A 15096-nucleotide genomic window follows, 5' to 3' on the forward strand; every position below is an offset into this window, starting at 1 on the left:
GCCCGTCTCGTGGAACCGTACTGCCTTCATGATGTCTTTCCCTTCGATGATGTGCTTCGGATTCGAAGCAACTGACATGACCGTAACACTGCTTCGAATGAGAAGCAAGTGCTTCGAGTTAGAAGCACTGCTAGACTCGGCTCATGACCTCGACGCCGCCCCCCCTCGATGCCACGCAGCTGGGCGCGTACTTCGCCCTCATCGAGGCGAGCAGCCTGCTGAAGCACACCGTCGAGCAGCAGTTGCGGGAGACCGGGGATCTCAGCTACGTGCAGTTCCAACTCCTGGCCACCCTCGGCGACGCCCCGACGGGCAGCCGGCGGATGACCGATCTGGCCGACGGCGTCGTCTACAGCCGCAGCGGGCTCACCTACCAGGCCCAGACGCTGGAGAAGCGAGGCCTCGTGACGCGGACGCCCGCCACGGACGACGAACGCGGGATCACCGTCACGATCACCGATGCGGGACGGGCCGTCCTGGCAGAGGTGTTCCCCGGTCACCTCGCCGTCCTCGACGACCTGCTGTTCGCCCCCCTGTCCCGCTCCGACATCGAGACGCTCGCCGACATCCTCGCCCGCGTCCGGGACCACATGCGCCGGACTCCGCCGCGGTCGGCAGCGCGCCGCCGACGGAACGCGGCGGCGGACCAGTCGACATAGCCCGGAGGCGGCATCGGCCCGGAGGGCGGTGCGCGACGGCTCCGGCCGAACCCGCGCACCTCGATTCCTTCGGGTCAACCCGAGACCACGTCTCCGGCTGGCTCGGCGGTGCGCGCGATGCTCCCCGGCCTAGCGTGGAGCCATGACCGCACAGCTCGCCCCATCGGCCTCCGTCCGGATCGCGTCGCCCCTGCGGATCGCCGGGGCGATCGCGCACCTGGCCGCGCTCGGCGTCGTCGGGTCCGTCGTCTACTCCCTCCTCGTCGGCATGCTGGCGCTCGGCATCGGCCTGACGCCCGTGCTCGGCCTCGGGCTGCCCCTGCTCGTCGCGCTGGTGTACGCGCTCTTCGGCGTCGCGTGGCTCGAGATCGCCCGCGTCGACGGCCTCTACGGCTTCGGGATCCCGCCGCTCGCGCGACGCGGACGCGACGCGGACGGCTTCGGCGGGTTCGTGCGGATGGTCCTGAGGCAGTCGGTCGACGCCCGGATGTGGCGCGCGATCGCCAACCTCGCGATCGCCACGGTGTCCGGCGCGATCGTCCTCTCGCTCCTCCGCTCTCTCATCGGGGCGATCGCCGTCAGCTTCGCGCCCCTCCACGCTGACGGCGACGTGCGCGGCGTCTTCGACATCCCCATCGACGTCGCGTGGACTCCTCTCGTCGGCGTCCTGGGCGTCATCGTGACCGCCGCCGGCATCGTCGGCCTCGCCCTGCTGCACGGCGTGCTGAGCCGCGCGATCGTCGTGCCGTCGCGGGAGGAGCAGCTCGCCGCGCAGGCGCGCACCTCCGACGCCCAACGCGCCGGCGCCGTCCGCGCCTCCGAGGTGGAGCGGTCCCGCATCGAACGCGACCTCCATGACGGGGTCCAGCCCCGCCTCGTGTCGGTGGGGATGACGCTCGGCCTCGCGCAGCAGAAGATCGACAGCGATCCCGACGCCGCGCGGGCGCTCGTCGAGGAGGCGCACACCTCCACGAAGGCCGCGATCACCGAGCTGCGCCAGCTCGCCCGCGGCATCCACGCCTCCGTGCTCGACGACCGTGGCCTCGACGCCGCGCTCTCGGCGCTCGCCGGCCGATCGCACATCCCCGTGCACCTCGACGTCCGGATGGACGGCCGGTGCAGCCGCGAGGCGGAGGCCGCGGTGTACTTCGCGATCGCGGAGTCGCTCACCAACGCCGCCAAGCACTCGCGTGCGGCCGAGTGCCGCGTCGTCGTCCGGCGACGCGAGGACGGCGTCCTCTGGGCGCGCGTGGAGGACAACGGCATCGGGGGCGCCCGCGTGCTTCCCGGCGGCGGCCTCGACGGCATCTCGAACCGCATCCTCTCCGCGGGCGGCTCCGTCCGCCTCGACAGCCCGAACGGCGGCCCGACCGCCCTGGAGGTGAGCGTCCCGTGCGCATCCTGATCTGCGAGGACTCCGTCCTCCTCCGCGAGGGCCTCGTGCGCCTGCTCGACGACGCCGGCCACGACGTCGTCGCGGCCCTCCCCGACGCCTCGGAGCTCGTCGCGACCGTCGCGGATTCCGCACCCGACCTCTGCGTCCTCGACGTGCGGCTGCCGCCCACGTTCACCGACGAGGGCGTCCGCGCCGCCGTCGAGCTGCGCCGCCTCCATCCCGCCCTGGCGGTGCTCGTGCTCTCGCAGTACGTCGAGGAGCGCTACGCGAGCGAGCTCATCTCCGCGCAGGGCGGGGCGCTCGGATACCTCCTGAAGGATCGCGTGGCCGACGTCGCCGAGTTCCTCGAGTCGCTGGACCGCATCGCGCAGGGTGCGACGGTGCTCGACCCCGAGGTCGTCGCACAGCTCCTCAGCAGGCGCACGCGCGACGAGCGGATGACGCGGCTCACGGAGCGGGAGCGCGCGACGCTCGCTCTCCTCGCCGAGGGCAGGTCGAACCAGGCGATCGCCGGCACGCTGTTCGTGTCGGAGGCGAGCGTCGAGAAGTACATCACCGCCATCTTCCAGAAGCTCGGCCTCGAGCCGGACGAGTCGGGCAATCGCCGCGTGCTCGCCGCACTGGCCCATATCGAGAACACCGGCGGAACGCCGCAGACAGGAGGCTCACGATGAGCACCGACTTCACGTCCCCGACCGATCGGCCCTCCGCGGTTCCGCCGCCGGCGCCCTCCGGCCCCGCGCAGCGCCCGGAGCCCTCCTCGGGCGGGTCGGGGAGGACCGTCGCGATCGTCGTCGGCGTCGTCGGCGGAGCGGTGATCCTCGGCACGGCGCTCGCCGCGGGGCTCTCGGCCCTCCTGGGAGCGGGCGCGTCGGACGACGTGCACACGGCCGACGTGCGGGGTGTCGCCGCGCTCGACGTCGACGTGTCGGCGTCGGAGTTCGCGATCGTCTTCGGCGACGTGGACGAGGCCGTGCTCGAGGTGACCGGTTCGCGGAGCGGATGGTCGCTCTCGCGGGACGGGCGGGACCTGTCGGTCGATCGACGCGGCGGGCTCCTCGGAGACTGGTGGTTCGTCGGGGACTGGCTGGGCGGCGACGGGCGCGAGGAGAGCGTCGTCCTCACACTGCCCGAGAGCCTGCGCGAGGCGGGCCTCGACGGCGACCTCACGCTCAGCGGCGGCAGCCTGAGCGCCGAGGGCGCGTTCGGAGAGCTCGACATCGAGGTCGGAGCCGGATACCTCAGCTTCGAAGGCTCGGCGACCGACCTGGACGTCGACGTGAGTGCGGGCCGCGCCGAGCTGGCCGTCGACGACGTCTCCCGCGCCGGCCTCTCGGTGGCGGCCGGACGGCTCGACGCCGAGCTCACGGGCGACGCGCCGTCGGAGGTGGCGGTCGAGGTGAGCGCCGGCCAGCTCGACCTCACGCTGCCGGAGGCCGCCTACGCGGTGGACTCGGAGGTCACGGCGGGCTCCTTCGACAACCGCCTGGACGTGTCGGCCTCCTCGCGGCACGGGGTGAGCGTCGACGTCTCAGCCGGCCAGGCGACCGTCCGCGCGGCCGGCTGAGCATGCCGTGTCGGGGCGGTCAGTAGGCTGACGTCATGGATCTGCGAGTCGCCGCGTACGCCGTCATCACCGACGAGCGGGACCAGGTGCTGCTGTCGCGCTGGATCGAGGGCTCCAAGCCCGCATGGACCATGCCGGGCGGCGGGATGGAGCCGGGCGAGCACCCCGCGCAGACGTGCCGTCGCGAGGTGAAGGAGGAGACGGGATACGACGTCGCCGTGGGGGAGGTCCTCGGCATCGACTCCATCGTCATCCCGGCGCGCAAGAGGTTCTCGGCGGGCGAGGACCTGCAGGCGCTGCGGATCGTCTACCGCGCCGAGATCACGGGCGGGGAGCTCGCCTTCGAGCTCGACGGCTCGACCGACATGGCGGAGTGGATCCCGCTCAGCCGCGTGCGGTCGATCGAGCGCGTGTCCCTCGTCGACGTCGCCCTCCGGCTCGCCGGCGCCCTCTGACCGACATCCGCGAGAAGGAGATCCCCATGAACAACCGCATCCTGCTCGTCAACGGTCCGAACCTGAACCTGCTGGGCACGCGCGAGCCCGAGATCTACGGCTCCGACACCCTCGACGACGTCGTCGGCCTCGTCGAGCGGACGGCCGGCGGCCTCGGCTTCGAGGTGCGGGCCGTGCAGAGCAACCACGAGGGCGTGCTCGTCGACGCCATCCACGACGCGCGGTCGGACTGCGACGCGATCGTCATCAACCCCGGCGCGTTCACGCACACCTCGGTGGCGCTGCGCGACGCGCTCACGGGGGTGCGGCTGCCGTTCGGGGAGGTGCACATCTCGAACGTGCACGCCCGCGAGCCGTTCCGGCACCACTCGTACCTGTCGGATGTCGCGAGCTTCGTCATCGCCGGGGCGGGCGTGCAGGGGTACGCGTTCGCCGTGCAGCGGCTCGTGGCGGTGGCGCAGGGCTGAGGGGGCGCTGCGGGATCCGTCGGCCTGAGCCCGGCCGACCAGACGAGGGCTCAGTTCTCCGGTGAGAATGCCTCCGCCGGCGGGATTCTCGCGGTGCAGGAGGATCCTCGCGGACGTGCGTGGGCGTGAGCGGATGTGAGCGGACATGCGTGCGCGGATGCGCCACGGGCGTCAGCGGATGGCTTCGATCGGCTCCGTGACGTCGCCCACGGTCGCGTCGTACGCGGCGATGAGGGCATCGGCGTCGACATAGATCGTGAAGCCCCGCGCTCCGGCGCCCATGGAGACACGCCTGCCGCGTATGCGCTCGTCGGCATAGACGGGCCACGCCGTCTTCGAGCCCAGAGGGACGATCGTCCCTCGCTCGTACCCGGTCGCCTCCAGAGCGAGCTCCGCCTCGGGGAGGCGGAGCTTGTTCACTCCCACGACGGCGCGCAGCTTGGCCCAGGAGATCGAGCGGTCTCCCGGAACGAGGACGAAGCAGTACCGGTCGCCCTTCCCCTTCACGACGAGCGTCTTGACGATGTCCGACGGGTCGATGCCCCGCAGAGTCGCGGCCTCCTCGAGCGACGCTGCGACGGGCGACACCCGCACCTCGATCTCGAGGCCGAGCTCCGCCGCGGCATCTCGAACGCGCCGCGTCGCGTCCGCCGTCGTGGCTCCCTCGTCCAAGGGGCGCGACCCGGTCAGGCGTCGGGCGCGGCCAGCGGGTCGTCCGCCACCCACAGCTCGTCGTCCGCGCGCAGCGTCTGCCACGCGGCGAAGAGCACCCCGGCAGCGGCGGCGACGCCGAGGACGATCGCCACGACGGGGCCGGCGTTCGACTTCTTCTTCTTCTTCGTGATCTCGGGGAGGCCCGCACGCGTGCGGGCGAGGTTCAGCCGCGTGTCGTTCGCCACATCCCACGCCGACAGGGCCTTGCCGACGACGGTGCCCGCCACGGGCACGACGGAGTGGTCGATGAACTTCTTCGACGTCTTCACGCCCCGCTCGACATACGGACGAGCACGGTCGACATACGGCTCGACGTACTCGTGGTACTTCTCCTCCACGGTGGGAGCGACCTGCTTGCGCCCGAAGGTCTCCAGCTGGTGTCCGGCCTTCTTCGCGATGTCCGCGGCACCCGAGGCGACGACCTGCTGCGCCTCCCAGAGCTGCGTCGCCGACTGCTGGAGCTTCTTGAGCTCCTTCTTCTGCTTCCTGCTGAGACTGAGGCTCACGTGTGCCCTCCCGCATCGATGGGGTTTGCTTTCGACCATCCTGCCAGATGCGGCCGGGATCAGCTGAGGCCTTGCGGACTCTGAGAGGATATGCACATGACTCAGCACACGGCCGTCGCGACCATCCACACGAACCACGGCGACATCGTCGCCAACCTCTTCGGGGATCACGCCCCGCGCACGGTGCAGAACTTCATCGGCCTGTCCGACGGCTCGCAGGAGTGGACCGACCCCCGCACGGGCCAGAAGGGCGAGGGCGCGCTGTACCAGGACGTCGTCTTCCACCGGATCATCCCGAACTTCATGATCCAGGGCGGCGACCCCCTCGGCCAGGGCGTGGGCGGTCCCGGCTACGCCTTCGACGACGAGATCCACCCCGAGCTGGACTTCAACGCCCCCTACAAGCTCGCGATGGCCAACGCCGGCAAGCGCCCCAACGCCATCACGGGCCAGCTGAGCGGCACGAACGGCTCCCAGTTCTTCATCACGACCGATCCGACGCCGTGGCTCGTCGGCAAGCACACGATCTTCGGCGAGGTCGCCGACGAGGCGTCGAAGGCCGTCGTCGACGCGATCGCCCAGGTGCCGACCGGCGCGCAGGACCGTCCGGTCGAGCCGGTCGTCATCTCGTCGATCGACGTCGTCCCCGTCTGACGACGCCACCGGTTCCCGCGTGACCACGACCGAGCCCACCCGCAACCCGGACGACTACTGCTACCGGCATCCGAAGCGGCAGAGCTTCGTGATGTGCCAGCGCTGTCTGCGCACGATCTGCGGCGAGTGCCAGACCCCGGGCCCGGTCGGGGTCATCTGCCCCGAGTGCATGAAGGAGCAGCGCAAGAACCGGACTCCCGTGCAGAAGCGCGCCGAGCGTCGCTGGCGCGGCAGCGGCGCGGTCGCCGTCTCGGGCGGGAGATCGCGCGTCGTGCCGTGGATCGCGGGGATCACGGCGATCGTCTACCTCCTGCAGATGGTCGACCAGTATGCGCTGGGCGGCTCGCTCGGGATCCAGTCGTGGCTCGCCTTCTACGCGCCCTATCTCTATCCCGACCTCACCGGCACGTTCCAGCCCTGGCGCCTCCTCACGGTCGCGCTCGTGCACGGCGGGATCTGGCACGTCGGTCTCAACATGCTCTCGCTGTGGATGATCGGGAGGATCCTCGAGCCCGTCGTCGGGAGCGCGCGCTTCCTCGCCCTGTACGTGCTGTCCGCCCTCGGCGGGTCGGTCGCGGTCGCGCTGCTCTCCTTCACGACGCCCGTCGTCGGCGCCTCCGGCGCCGTCTTCGGGCTTCTGGGGGCGCTGCTCGTCATCGGGCGCAGACTCGGCGGGAACATCACGGGGATCCTCGTGCTCCTCGGCATCAACCTCGTGATCGGCTTCCTCCCCGGCTTCAACGTCTCGTGGCAGGCGCACGTCGGAGGCCTCGTCACGGGACTTGTGGTCGGCCTCGTGCTCTCCCGCACGGGAGGCCGGGGCCGGCGCGGCCTGCAGACCGCGCTCCTCGGGCTCGTCCTCGTCGGGCTCGTCGCCCTGCTCGCGGTCCCGCCGCTCCTCAACCCCGTCTTCGGCTGAGGATCCCCGGCTCCTCTCCACACGTCCTCCACAGAAACGGCCGGGTTCTCCACGGTCCGGCCCGGGTTGTGCACGTCCTGTCCACGGGGAACGGCCACTTCTCCACCTGGTTATCCACAGGGTTATCCCCATTGGGGATGAATTACACGACTGTTATTCACAGGTGTGCACGGGGCTGGGGATGAATCACACGGGTGTCATCCGGACGGCCGCCGCCTGGAAAGTCGCCGGGGATGGCGACCCCGGCCTCTCCGCCGTCCGGCGTCGTGGCGTAAGCTCGCGATCGGATCGTGAAAGGAACGCGCGATGGCCGACACTCTCGAGCGCCTCATGGAGGAACCGGGCCCCGAGCAGCCCGGCACGCGTCGCGCGCGTTCGGCACGGCGCAAGGCGGGCAAGCGCCGTCGCGGAGCCGGGAACGCCGTCCTCACCGTGCTCGGCGTCGGCCTGCTCATCGGGGGGCTCGCCCTCGGCGCCGGGACCCTCTTCGCGCCTCAGGCCGTGGAGCAGGCGTATGGCGCGGTCAAGGTGGGCGTCGCCGACAGGGTCCAGCAGGTGCAGCAGGAGGTCTTCGAGGAGCTCCCCACCGTGAGCCTCGGCGTCTCGGGCGGACAGGCGGAGCTCGACCTGTGCGACGGCACGTTCACCGAGATGCTCTCGTACGAGCGGGAGGGCGTCCCTCCTGTGTGGGCGGCGCACAACAACTGCGGCGGAGACGTCATCCTCCCGTGGGAGATCGGCCAGCGCCTCCGCGTCGCGGGAAGCGACCAAGTGTACGAGATCGTCGACATCACCTACACGTCGAAGATCTGGTCGTCCACCGCCGACCTCGTCGGCCTCGAGGGGGAGCTCGCCCTCCAGTCGTGCTTCTACGGCGAAGACCGGATGAAGTTCATCGGCCTGGAGCCCGTCGACAGCTGACGCGGGTCACGCGTCTTCCGTGTCGCCGCGGGCGGCGTCTTCCAGCGCCCATCCGCCGACGAGCCGTGTCCTGTAGACCCTCGGGTTGTGAGAGGCGATCGTGCGCGCGTTCCGCCAGTGACGGTCGAGCGCATGCCTTTCGCTCACGCCGGACGATCCGAGCGAGTCGAAGACGAGGGTGGCCGACTCCAGGACGAGCGTCGAGATCGCGTGCTGCGCGGCGCCGACCGCGAGCAGGCTGGCACGATCCTGGGCGGTGTCTCCCGCCTCCGCGCGCGCCACGGCGACGTCGACGAGATCGAGCGACCGCAGCAGCGTCGCCTCCGCCGCGAAGGCGTTGGCCGCGAGGCGCCCGATGACCTCCTGCAGCTCGGGGTCGTCGACGGGCTCGGGGACGAGCGCATTGCCGTGCGACCGGCGCCGTGCCCGCAACGCGGCGATGCCGTCGCGCAGGATCGCGTTGCCGATCCCCACGAGCAGGGCGTTGAGCGCGGACTGGTAGAACTGGCTCTGATACACGTAGCGCTTCGCATAGGAGAAGACGCGCTCGGCGGGGACCGCGACGTCGACGTAGGCGACCGATCCGCTGCCCGTCAGGCGCTGTCCGAATCCGTCCCAGTCGTCGCCGACGGCGACGCCGTCGCTTGTCATGTCGACGAGTGCGACGACGCGGTGCCCTGCCTCGTCCGCGGCGAGGACGGTCGTCCACCGCGCGTAGACGCTGCCGGTCGCGTAGTACTTCGTGCCGTTGAGACGCAGGACGCCCTCGGCGTCGGGCAGAAGCGTCGTGCGCACGGATCCGACGTCCGTGTCGGGCTCGCTCCATCCGCCGCCCACGATCTCGCCGCTCCCGAGACGGCGGAGCCACTCGTCCGTGCGAGGGTCGGCGCGGTCGTATCGGCGATCCTCGACGAACGACAGGTGGTTCCGCCAGATGTGGGCGAGGTTGACGTCGGCCTCGGCGAGCTCTGCGACCAGCCGGAACGCCGTCGACAGTCGCGCGTCCTCCCCGCCGAGATCGCCCGGGATCCGGAACCCTGCGAATCCGGCGTCGACGAGCCATCCGAGCTGCTCGTGCGGCACCGTACCCGTCCGCTCCCGCTCGGCCTCACCCTCGGCGATCCTCTGGAAGAGCGGCCGGAACCGCGTGGCGAGGCGCTCGTGCTCGTCCTGGTCGCGAGCCTTCGCGGCGTGCTCGATGGGGATGGCTCTACCTCGACTCTCGGCCTTCTCTGCTCCGCCGACAGCCTAGGTTCCCGAGGCCGTCGGCTGTCCGGAACGTCGTCACCGTCGGCAACATCGGGGCGCCGCACCTCTGTCGGACGCCTCCGGCATCCGCCGCACGACGTGGGATGGCGGGGATGAAACAGGAGGTGAAAAATGCCGGCACCACCTCGGGGTGATCATCAGGAAACCCATAGAACTGAACATGCCCGCCTCCTCGTGGAAGCGGGCATATCTGTGTTCCCGCGCTGTGTGTGCAGCCGCGATCTAGGGGAAGGAACAGCATGGACTGGAGATTCCGTCGGCGGGAGACCGCCGACCGCCTGGGAGGCGGAGGACGACAATCGTCGCTCTCCCGACATTCCCCTGTGAAGGTGACGCGAACGGGATCGCTGCCGCATCGCTCTGTCACGATGACAACGGTGCTCGCCCTCGTGGCGGGACTGTTCGCCGCCGCCGGCATCGCGGCGTCACCGGCTTCAGCCGCGGACTCGCCGCCGTTCTCCTGCCAGCCAAATGCCGACGGGCTCCTCTTCCAGGGCTCTTCGACGACGAGCCTCTTCGCGGTCGACCTCGTCACGGGCGAATACGAGCAGCAGGCGCTGTCGCCCGCGCAGAATATCAACGCGGTCGCCTACAACGTCCTCGACAACTACGTATACGGCTGGAACACCGAGTCACGATCGCTCGTGCGCGTCGCATCCGACGGCACGGTCACGGACCTCGGGCGGCCCGCGGGCGTCGCAGACCGCGGGTACAACATGGGCGACATCGACGCGGACGGCCATTATTGGGTCTCCGCGAACATCGACGGGATACCCCCGTGGTACGAGATCGATCTCGCTCCGGACTCGCCGACCTTCGGCACGGTTCTCAGCCAGGGGACCTTGTCCGAACCCGCCGGCATCAGCGCCGGCGCGGACTGGGCGCACGTCCCCGGAGGCGGGGACTTCCTCTACCGAGCGGCGACGAACGCCGCGGGGGACATGGTGCTCCTGGCGTTCGATAAGGAGAGCGGAGAGACGACGATCCTCGGCGCGGTGACCGGGGCCACGGGCTTCGGAGGGCTGGTCGGCGCCGTCTACGCCGACAGCGCCGGCTTCCTGTACGCCTCCGACAACCGCACGGGCTACATCTACCGCATCGACATCCAGACGCGCAGGGCTGTGCTCTTCGCGAACGGGCCCTCGTCGACCGGGAACGACGGTGCGCGCTGTTTCCTGTCGACCCTCGCACTCGACTACGGAGACGCCCCGGACTCCTATGGGACGACGCTGGCGGGCGACGGTGCGCGCCACCTGATACGCGACTACGACGAGGCGACGAGTACCTCCTCGCTCATGCTGGGCTCATCGATCGATCACGAGGACGATGCTGAGCCGCGTGAAGCGGCGGACGGCGACGAAGGCATCACCGCCGACGAGGACGGCGTCTCCGGCGACATCGTCGCGGTTCCCGGTGAGGAAACTGCTGTCGTGGTGTCGGCCACGAACCTCACGGGCGCGGACGCCACGCTCGCCGGCTGGATCGACTCGAACGGCGACGGCGTCTTTGCGGAGGACGAACTGCAGACGGTCGCGGTGCCCGCAGGCACGACGGACGGACGTTTCACGCTCACATTCCCTGTCGGCACGACGCTCGACGACACGTACGCGCGATTCCGGTTGTTCTCCTCCGGCGTCACCACGTTCCCGTCCACAGGGGCGGCCAGGGGCGGTGAGGTCGAGGACTACCCGGTCGCGGTGAGGGACCGATCGATCGAACTCGAGAAGTCCTCGAACGCTACCGACGCATCCCGCGTGGGAGACGTGGTGGCATACACCGTGACGGTCAGCAACCCCGGCACGGACGGTTACACGGAGGAGAGCCCCGCGTATGTCCTCGATGACCTCGCCGGTGTTCTCGACGATGCGTCCCTCGATGAGTCCTCCCTCCGGGCGGTCTCGTCTGATGGTGCGGAGGTATCGGCCCCGATTCTCCGTGACGGTCGCTATCTTCAGTGGCAGGGCCCGGTTCCGGCAGGCGGGTCCGTGACGCTGGCCTACGAGTTGACGCTCGTGAAAGGCGGGGACGGAGACGTGACGAACGTCACGTGGGCGCCGGAGACGCCACCGGACGAGGTACCGCCGACTCCCGACTGCGAGGACACCGCCGAGCCGTGTGACTCCACGAAGACGCTGCTCCCGCGCGTGTCCGTCGAGAAGACGTCCGATGTGACGGAGCTGCCCGAAGACGGCGGGGTCGCCACGTACACTGTGACGGTCACGAACGAGGGCCCCGGTGTCTACACGGAGCAGGCTCCTGCGTCGGTCACGGACGACCTCTCGGAGGTCCTCGACGACGCGGAGTTCGGCGAGATCGTCGAGCCGTCGGAGGGTGCCTCGTTCGACCGATCGGCCGAGGAGCTGACCTGGTCGGGCCCGCTGGCCGCAGGCGAGTCGAAGACCATCGTCTACACGGTGGAGTACGACGCCTTCGCGGGCGACCACGTGCTCTACAACGTCGCCTGCGTCCCCGAGGACGATGTGCTTCTGGGCGCAGATCCGTGCGCGGACAACCGTGTCCCCGGCCGCGGGCTCGAGATCAAGAAGAGCGCCGACCCGGCCTCGGGGACCCCGGTCGACCCCGGCCAGGACGTGACGTACACGCTGTCGTTCACGAGCACCGGTGAGATCCCGGCGGAGGTGAACACCACCGACGACCTGTCGAAGGTCTTCGACGACGCCACGTTCGTCGAAGGGTCGCTGACGGTCTCGAACGACGATCTCGTCGCCGAGCTGGACGGCGAGACCCTCTTGGTCACGGGCGAGGTGCCCGCCGGCCAGACGTACACCGTCTCGTACACCGTCGAGGTGAACGCCTTCGAAGACTACGCCGACCACCTGCTCGAGAACGTCGTGCGGGGCGACTGCGAGCCGGCCGACTGCCCGTCGACCGAGCACCCGGTCCGTGACTTCGACGTGAAGAAGGCCTCGACGTCCGATGGCGTCGCGCAGCCGGGTGATGTGGTCGACTACAGCGTCGTCGTCACGAACAACGGCAAGGGCGACTACACGGCGGACAGTCCGGCGGGCTTCACGGATGATCTGGCCGATGTGCTGGACGACGCCTCGTACAACGGCGACGCCGTCGCGGTGTCGTCGGATGGCACGGACGCGGGCGAGGTGACCCTCGACGGCACGACGCTGGCATGGTCCGGACCGCTCGCCGGCGGGCAGTCCGTCACGGTGACCTATTCGGTGACGGTGACGGGACTCGGCGACGACGTGCTCACGAACGTCGCCGTGCCGGAGTGCCCTGACGGCGTCATCTGCGACCCGCCGACGCCGCCCATCGATGTCAAGGTCCCGCACGTGGAGCCGAGCAAGTCCTCGGATCCCACGACGGGAACGGATGTCGAGGCTGGACAGGTCATCGCCTACACGCTCTCGTGGACGAACACGGGCCAGGCGACAGGGCCGCTCGACGCGACCGATGACCTCTCGAAGGTGCTCGACGACGCCGAGGTGACGGGCGAGCCGCTCGTCGACGAGGCTCACGCCGATTCGGTGGAGGCCGTGTACTCCGCCGCGGAGAAGTCGATCCGAGTCGTCGGCGAGATCGCGCCGGGCGAGACGGTGACCGTCGTCTACGAGGTGACGGTGCTGCCCGACGGCGAACGCGGCGACGATGAGATCGACAACGCCCTGATCCCCGACGTGCCGCCGTACGTGTGTGACGGGGAGGACGAGGATTGCGATCCGTTCGTGCCCCCGACCACCGAGCACGACGTCCCGGAGATCGTCGACAGCAAGACGGTGGACCCTGCCTCGAACACGGCCGTGAAGCCCGGTCAGGAGCTCACCTACACGCTGACGTTCGAGAACAGGGGCGCAGCTGCGGGCGCGGTCGATCGGGTCGACGACCTGACGCACGTGCTCGACGACGCGGACGTCACGGTCGCGCCGCTCGCCTCCGACGAGGCGCTGGCGGTGTCGCCGGTCGAGAACGGCAGGTTCTCGACCACCGGCGTCCTCGAGCCCGGACAGGTCGTGACCGTGAGCTACACGGTCACGGTGAAGCCCGCGGAGGCACTCGGCGATTCCGTGCTCGCGAACTTCCTTCTCGAGCCCGACGAGGTGCCGCCGCCCGACCCGGTCTGCGAGGAGACCGAGGACAGCACGTGCAACCCGGTGTCCGACGTCTCGGTGGTGAAGTCCGCCGATCCGGAGGACGGGACCGTCGTGGACAGCGGTCAGGACGTCACCTACACGCTGACGTTCGCCAACGCCGGTGAAGGAACGGGAGCCGTCGACTACGTCGATCACATGGCCGGCGTCCTCGACGACGCCGATCTCGTGAAGCAGCCGACCGCCTCCGCGGACTCCTTGACGGTCTCGGCCGTCGAGGACGGACGGTTCGGCGTGCGCGGGGACCTGGCGGCGGGTGAGACCGTCACGGTCTCGTACACGGTGAAGGTCCGGGCGTACGAGGATCAGGGCGACCACACGCTGGGCAACGTGGTCACGCTGGCGGGAAACACTCCCGGTCCGGATTGCGATCCGGACAGCTTGCTCTGCACGGAGCATCCGGCAGGACACCCCGACGTCTCCGTGGAGAAGTCGGCTGATCCGGCATCGGGCACGAAGGTGGATGCCGGTCAGGTCATCACCTACACGCTCGCGTTCACGAACGACGGGAACGCGCAGGGAGCGGTGGACTACACCGACGACCTGTCGAGAGTGCTCGATGACGCCACTTTGACGGGCCAGCCCGTCGTGGGTGGCGAGGGCCTCGCTGCCGCTGTGGACGGACACGTGATCCGGGTCACGGGTGATCTCGCGGCGGGCGCTCACGCGACGGTGACCTACCGGGTCACGGTCAATGACGAGGGCGAGAGGGGGGACAACCGTCTCCTGAACGTCGTCGCCGAAACCGGGACGGATGACCCGCAGTGCGGTGAGGACGGCGTGGAGTGCACCGAGCACGTCACGGGTGACCTCGTCGTGACGAAGACGGTAGACCCGGTGTCGGGCACGGACGTGGAGGTCGGCCAGAAGCTGACCTACACGCTGTCGTTCGAGAACATCGGCGCCGGACCGGCGGACGTGGAGCATACCGACCATCTGATCGGCGTTCTCGACGATGCGGAGATCATCGGTGACGTCGTCGCGTCGGAGGGCCTCGCTGCCGCTCTCGAGGGAAATGTGCTCGAGATCACGGGGGAGGTGCCCGCTGGACAGACCTCGACGGTCACGTACACGGTCGAGGTCAAGGAGTACCTTGCGCAGGGGGACCACTCGCTCGGCAACTTCCTCACCCTTGCAGGTGAGGAGCCGCCGACCGAATGCGATCCGAACAGCGTGCTCTGCACAGTGAACCCGATCGAAGAGCCGCCGGCCGACGAGCCTCCGCAGGAGCTCGACGCGACGGGCATGGTGCTCGGCGTGGGTGCCCTCGGCATCGCGATGCTGCTCCTCGGAGCAGGCGCCGTCGCCCTTCTGATCGCGCGTCGCAGGAGGGAGCAGCACGCGGGCTGATCCCCGGCCGCGTGGAGGCGCCCCCGGACCGCTCGGTCCGGGGGCGCCTCTCTGTGTGTGTCGGCGTCATCCGCAGGAGACGGCCGGGGACCCGA

Annotated in this window: 13 protein-coding genes; 10 read left to right on the top strand and 3 right to left on the bottom strand. The window is 69.8% G+C overall.

From position 1 onward, the window contains the following. Window positions 1–143: 143 nt before the first annotated feature. The 6 genes from N8K70_RS00005 (at window position 144) to aroQ (ending at window position 4544) form a co-directional block, all read left to right on the top strand. The gene (locus N8K70_RS00005) at window positions 144–659 is read left to right on the top strand and encodes a MarR family winged helix-turn-helix transcriptional regulator (RefSeq protein ID WP_317139555.1); all 516 of its coding nucleotides are present in this window, start codon (window positions 144–146) and stop codon (window positions 657–659) included. Between the two features lie 142 nt (window positions 660–801). Further along, window positions 802–2064, top strand: a complete 1263-nt coding sequence (locus N8K70_RS00010; RefSeq protein ID WP_317139556.1) for a sensor histidine kinase — start codon at window positions 802–804, stop codon at window positions 2062–2064. After that, window positions 2052–2729 carry a response regulator transcription factor gene (locus N8K70_RS00015; RefSeq protein ID WP_317139557.1) on the top strand — a complete coding sequence of 226 codons (678 nt, stop codon included), beginning with the start codon at window positions 2052–2054 and terminating at the stop codon, window positions 2727–2729. The genes N8K70_RS00010 and N8K70_RS00015 overlap by 13 nt, the downstream gene beginning before the upstream one ends. Continuing rightward, window positions 2726–3622, top strand: coding sequence for an AsmA family protein (locus N8K70_RS00020; protein ID WP_317139558.1), 897 nt, complete (start codon window positions 2726–2728; stop codon window positions 3620–3622). Before N8K70_RS00015 ends, N8K70_RS00020 begins: the two co-directional genes overlap by 4 nt. Before the next feature lie 35 nt (window positions 3623–3657). Continuing rightward, window positions 3658–4077, top strand: a complete 420-nt coding sequence (locus N8K70_RS00025) for an NUDIX hydrolase (protein ID WP_317139559.1) — start codon at window positions 3658–3660, stop codon at window positions 4075–4077. A 26-nt stretch (window positions 4078–4103) separates the two neighbouring features. Beyond that, window positions 4104–4544: a type II 3-dehydroquinate dehydratase gene (gene aroQ / locus N8K70_RS00030; protein ID WP_317139560.1), complete on the top strand. Its 441-nt coding sequence runs from the start codon at window positions 4104–4106 to the stop codon at window positions 4542–4544. 171 nt (window positions 4545–4715) lie between these two features. On the opposite strand, the gene N8K70_RS00035 is transcribed toward aroQ, so the two are convergent. Further along, the gene (locus tag N8K70_RS00035; RefSeq protein WP_317139561.1) at window positions 4716–5216 is read right to left on the bottom strand and encodes an aminoacyl-tRNA deacylase; all 501 of its coding nucleotides are present in this window, start codon (window positions 5214–5216) and stop codon (window positions 4716–4718) included. Window positions 5217–5230: 14 nt separating this feature from the next. Beyond that, the gene (locus N8K70_RS00040; protein ID WP_317139562.1) at window positions 5231–5764 is read right to left on the bottom strand and encodes a DNA helicase; all 534 of its coding nucleotides are present in this window, start codon (window positions 5762–5764) and stop codon (window positions 5231–5233) included. 96 nt (window positions 5765–5860) lie between these two features. On the opposite strand from N8K70_RS00040, the gene N8K70_RS00045 reads away from it, so the two are divergent. From N8K70_RS00045 to N8K70_RS00055, 3 genes are all read left to right on the top strand, one after another. Continuing rightward, window positions 5861–6418, top strand: a complete 558-nt coding sequence (locus N8K70_RS00045; RefSeq protein WP_317139563.1) for a peptidylprolyl isomerase — start codon at window positions 5861–5863, stop codon at window positions 6416–6418. Between the two features lie 19 nt (window positions 6419–6437). After that, a complete protein-coding gene (locus N8K70_RS00050) occupies window positions 6438–7337 on the top strand; it encodes a rhomboid family intramembrane serine protease (protein WP_317139564.1) in 900 nt (299 codons plus the stop codon). Between the two features lie 306 nt (window positions 7338–7643). Further along, window positions 7644–8258, top strand: coding sequence for a hypothetical protein (locus tag N8K70_RS00055; RefSeq protein WP_317139565.1), 615 nt, complete (start codon window positions 7644–7646; stop codon window positions 8256–8258). 6 nt (window positions 8259–8264) lie between these two features. Here N8K70_RS00055 and N8K70_RS00060 read toward each other — a convergent pair whose 3' ends face one another. After that, the gene (locus tag N8K70_RS00060; protein WP_317141239.1) at window positions 8265–9464 is read right to left on the bottom strand and encodes an acyl-CoA dehydrogenase family protein; all 1200 of its coding nucleotides are present in this window, start codon (window positions 9462–9464) and stop codon (window positions 8265–8267) included. A 431-nt stretch (window positions 9465–9895) separates the two neighbouring features. Between N8K70_RS00060 and N8K70_RS00065 the strand changes: the two genes are divergently transcribed. Next, window positions 9896–15001, top strand: a complete 5106-nt coding sequence (locus N8K70_RS00065; protein ID WP_317139566.1) for a DUF7927 domain-containing protein — start codon at window positions 9896–9898, stop codon at window positions 14999–15001. Window positions 15002–15096: the final 95 nt, after the last annotated feature.

Origin of the sequence: Microbacterium sp. AB, assembly GCF_032878875.1 — a bacterium.
GTDB lineage: Bacteria > Actinomycetota > Actinomycetes > Actinomycetales > Microbacteriaceae > Microbacterium > Microbacterium betulae.

What these genes read in the sequence shown, in the direction of transcription:
- N8K70_RS00005 (WP_317139555.1), top strand. Translation starts at nt 144, where the DNA reads ATGACCTCGACGCCGCCCCCCCTCGATGCCACGCAGCTGGGCGCGTAC.
- N8K70_RS00010 (WP_317139556.1), top strand. Translation starts at nt 802, where the DNA reads ATGACCGCACAGCTCGCCCCATCGGCCTCCGTCCGGATCGCGTCGCCC.
- N8K70_RS00020 (WP_317139558.1), top strand. Translation starts at nt 2,726, where the DNA reads ATGAGCACCGACTTCACGTCCCCGACCGATCGGCCCTCCGCGGTTCCG.
- N8K70_RS00025 (WP_317139559.1), top strand. Translation starts at nt 3,658, where the DNA reads ATGGATCTGCGAGTCGCCGCGTACGCCGTCATCACCGACGAGCGGGAC.
- aroQ (WP_317139560.1), top strand. Translation starts at nt 4,104, where the DNA reads ATGAACAACCGCATCCTGCTCGTCAACGGTCCGAACCTGAACCTGCTG.
- N8K70_RS00045 (WP_317139563.1), top strand. Translation starts at nt 5,861, where the DNA reads ATGACTCAGCACACGGCCGTCGCGACCATCCACACGAACCACGGCGAC.
- N8K70_RS00055 (WP_317139565.1), top strand. Translation starts at nt 7,644, where the DNA reads ATGGCCGACACTCTCGAGCGCCTCATGGAGGAACCGGGCCCCGAGCAG.
- N8K70_RS00065 (WP_317139566.1), top strand. Translation starts at nt 9,896, where the DNA reads ATGACAACGGTGCTCGCCCTCGTGGCGGGACTGTTCGCCGCCGCCGGC.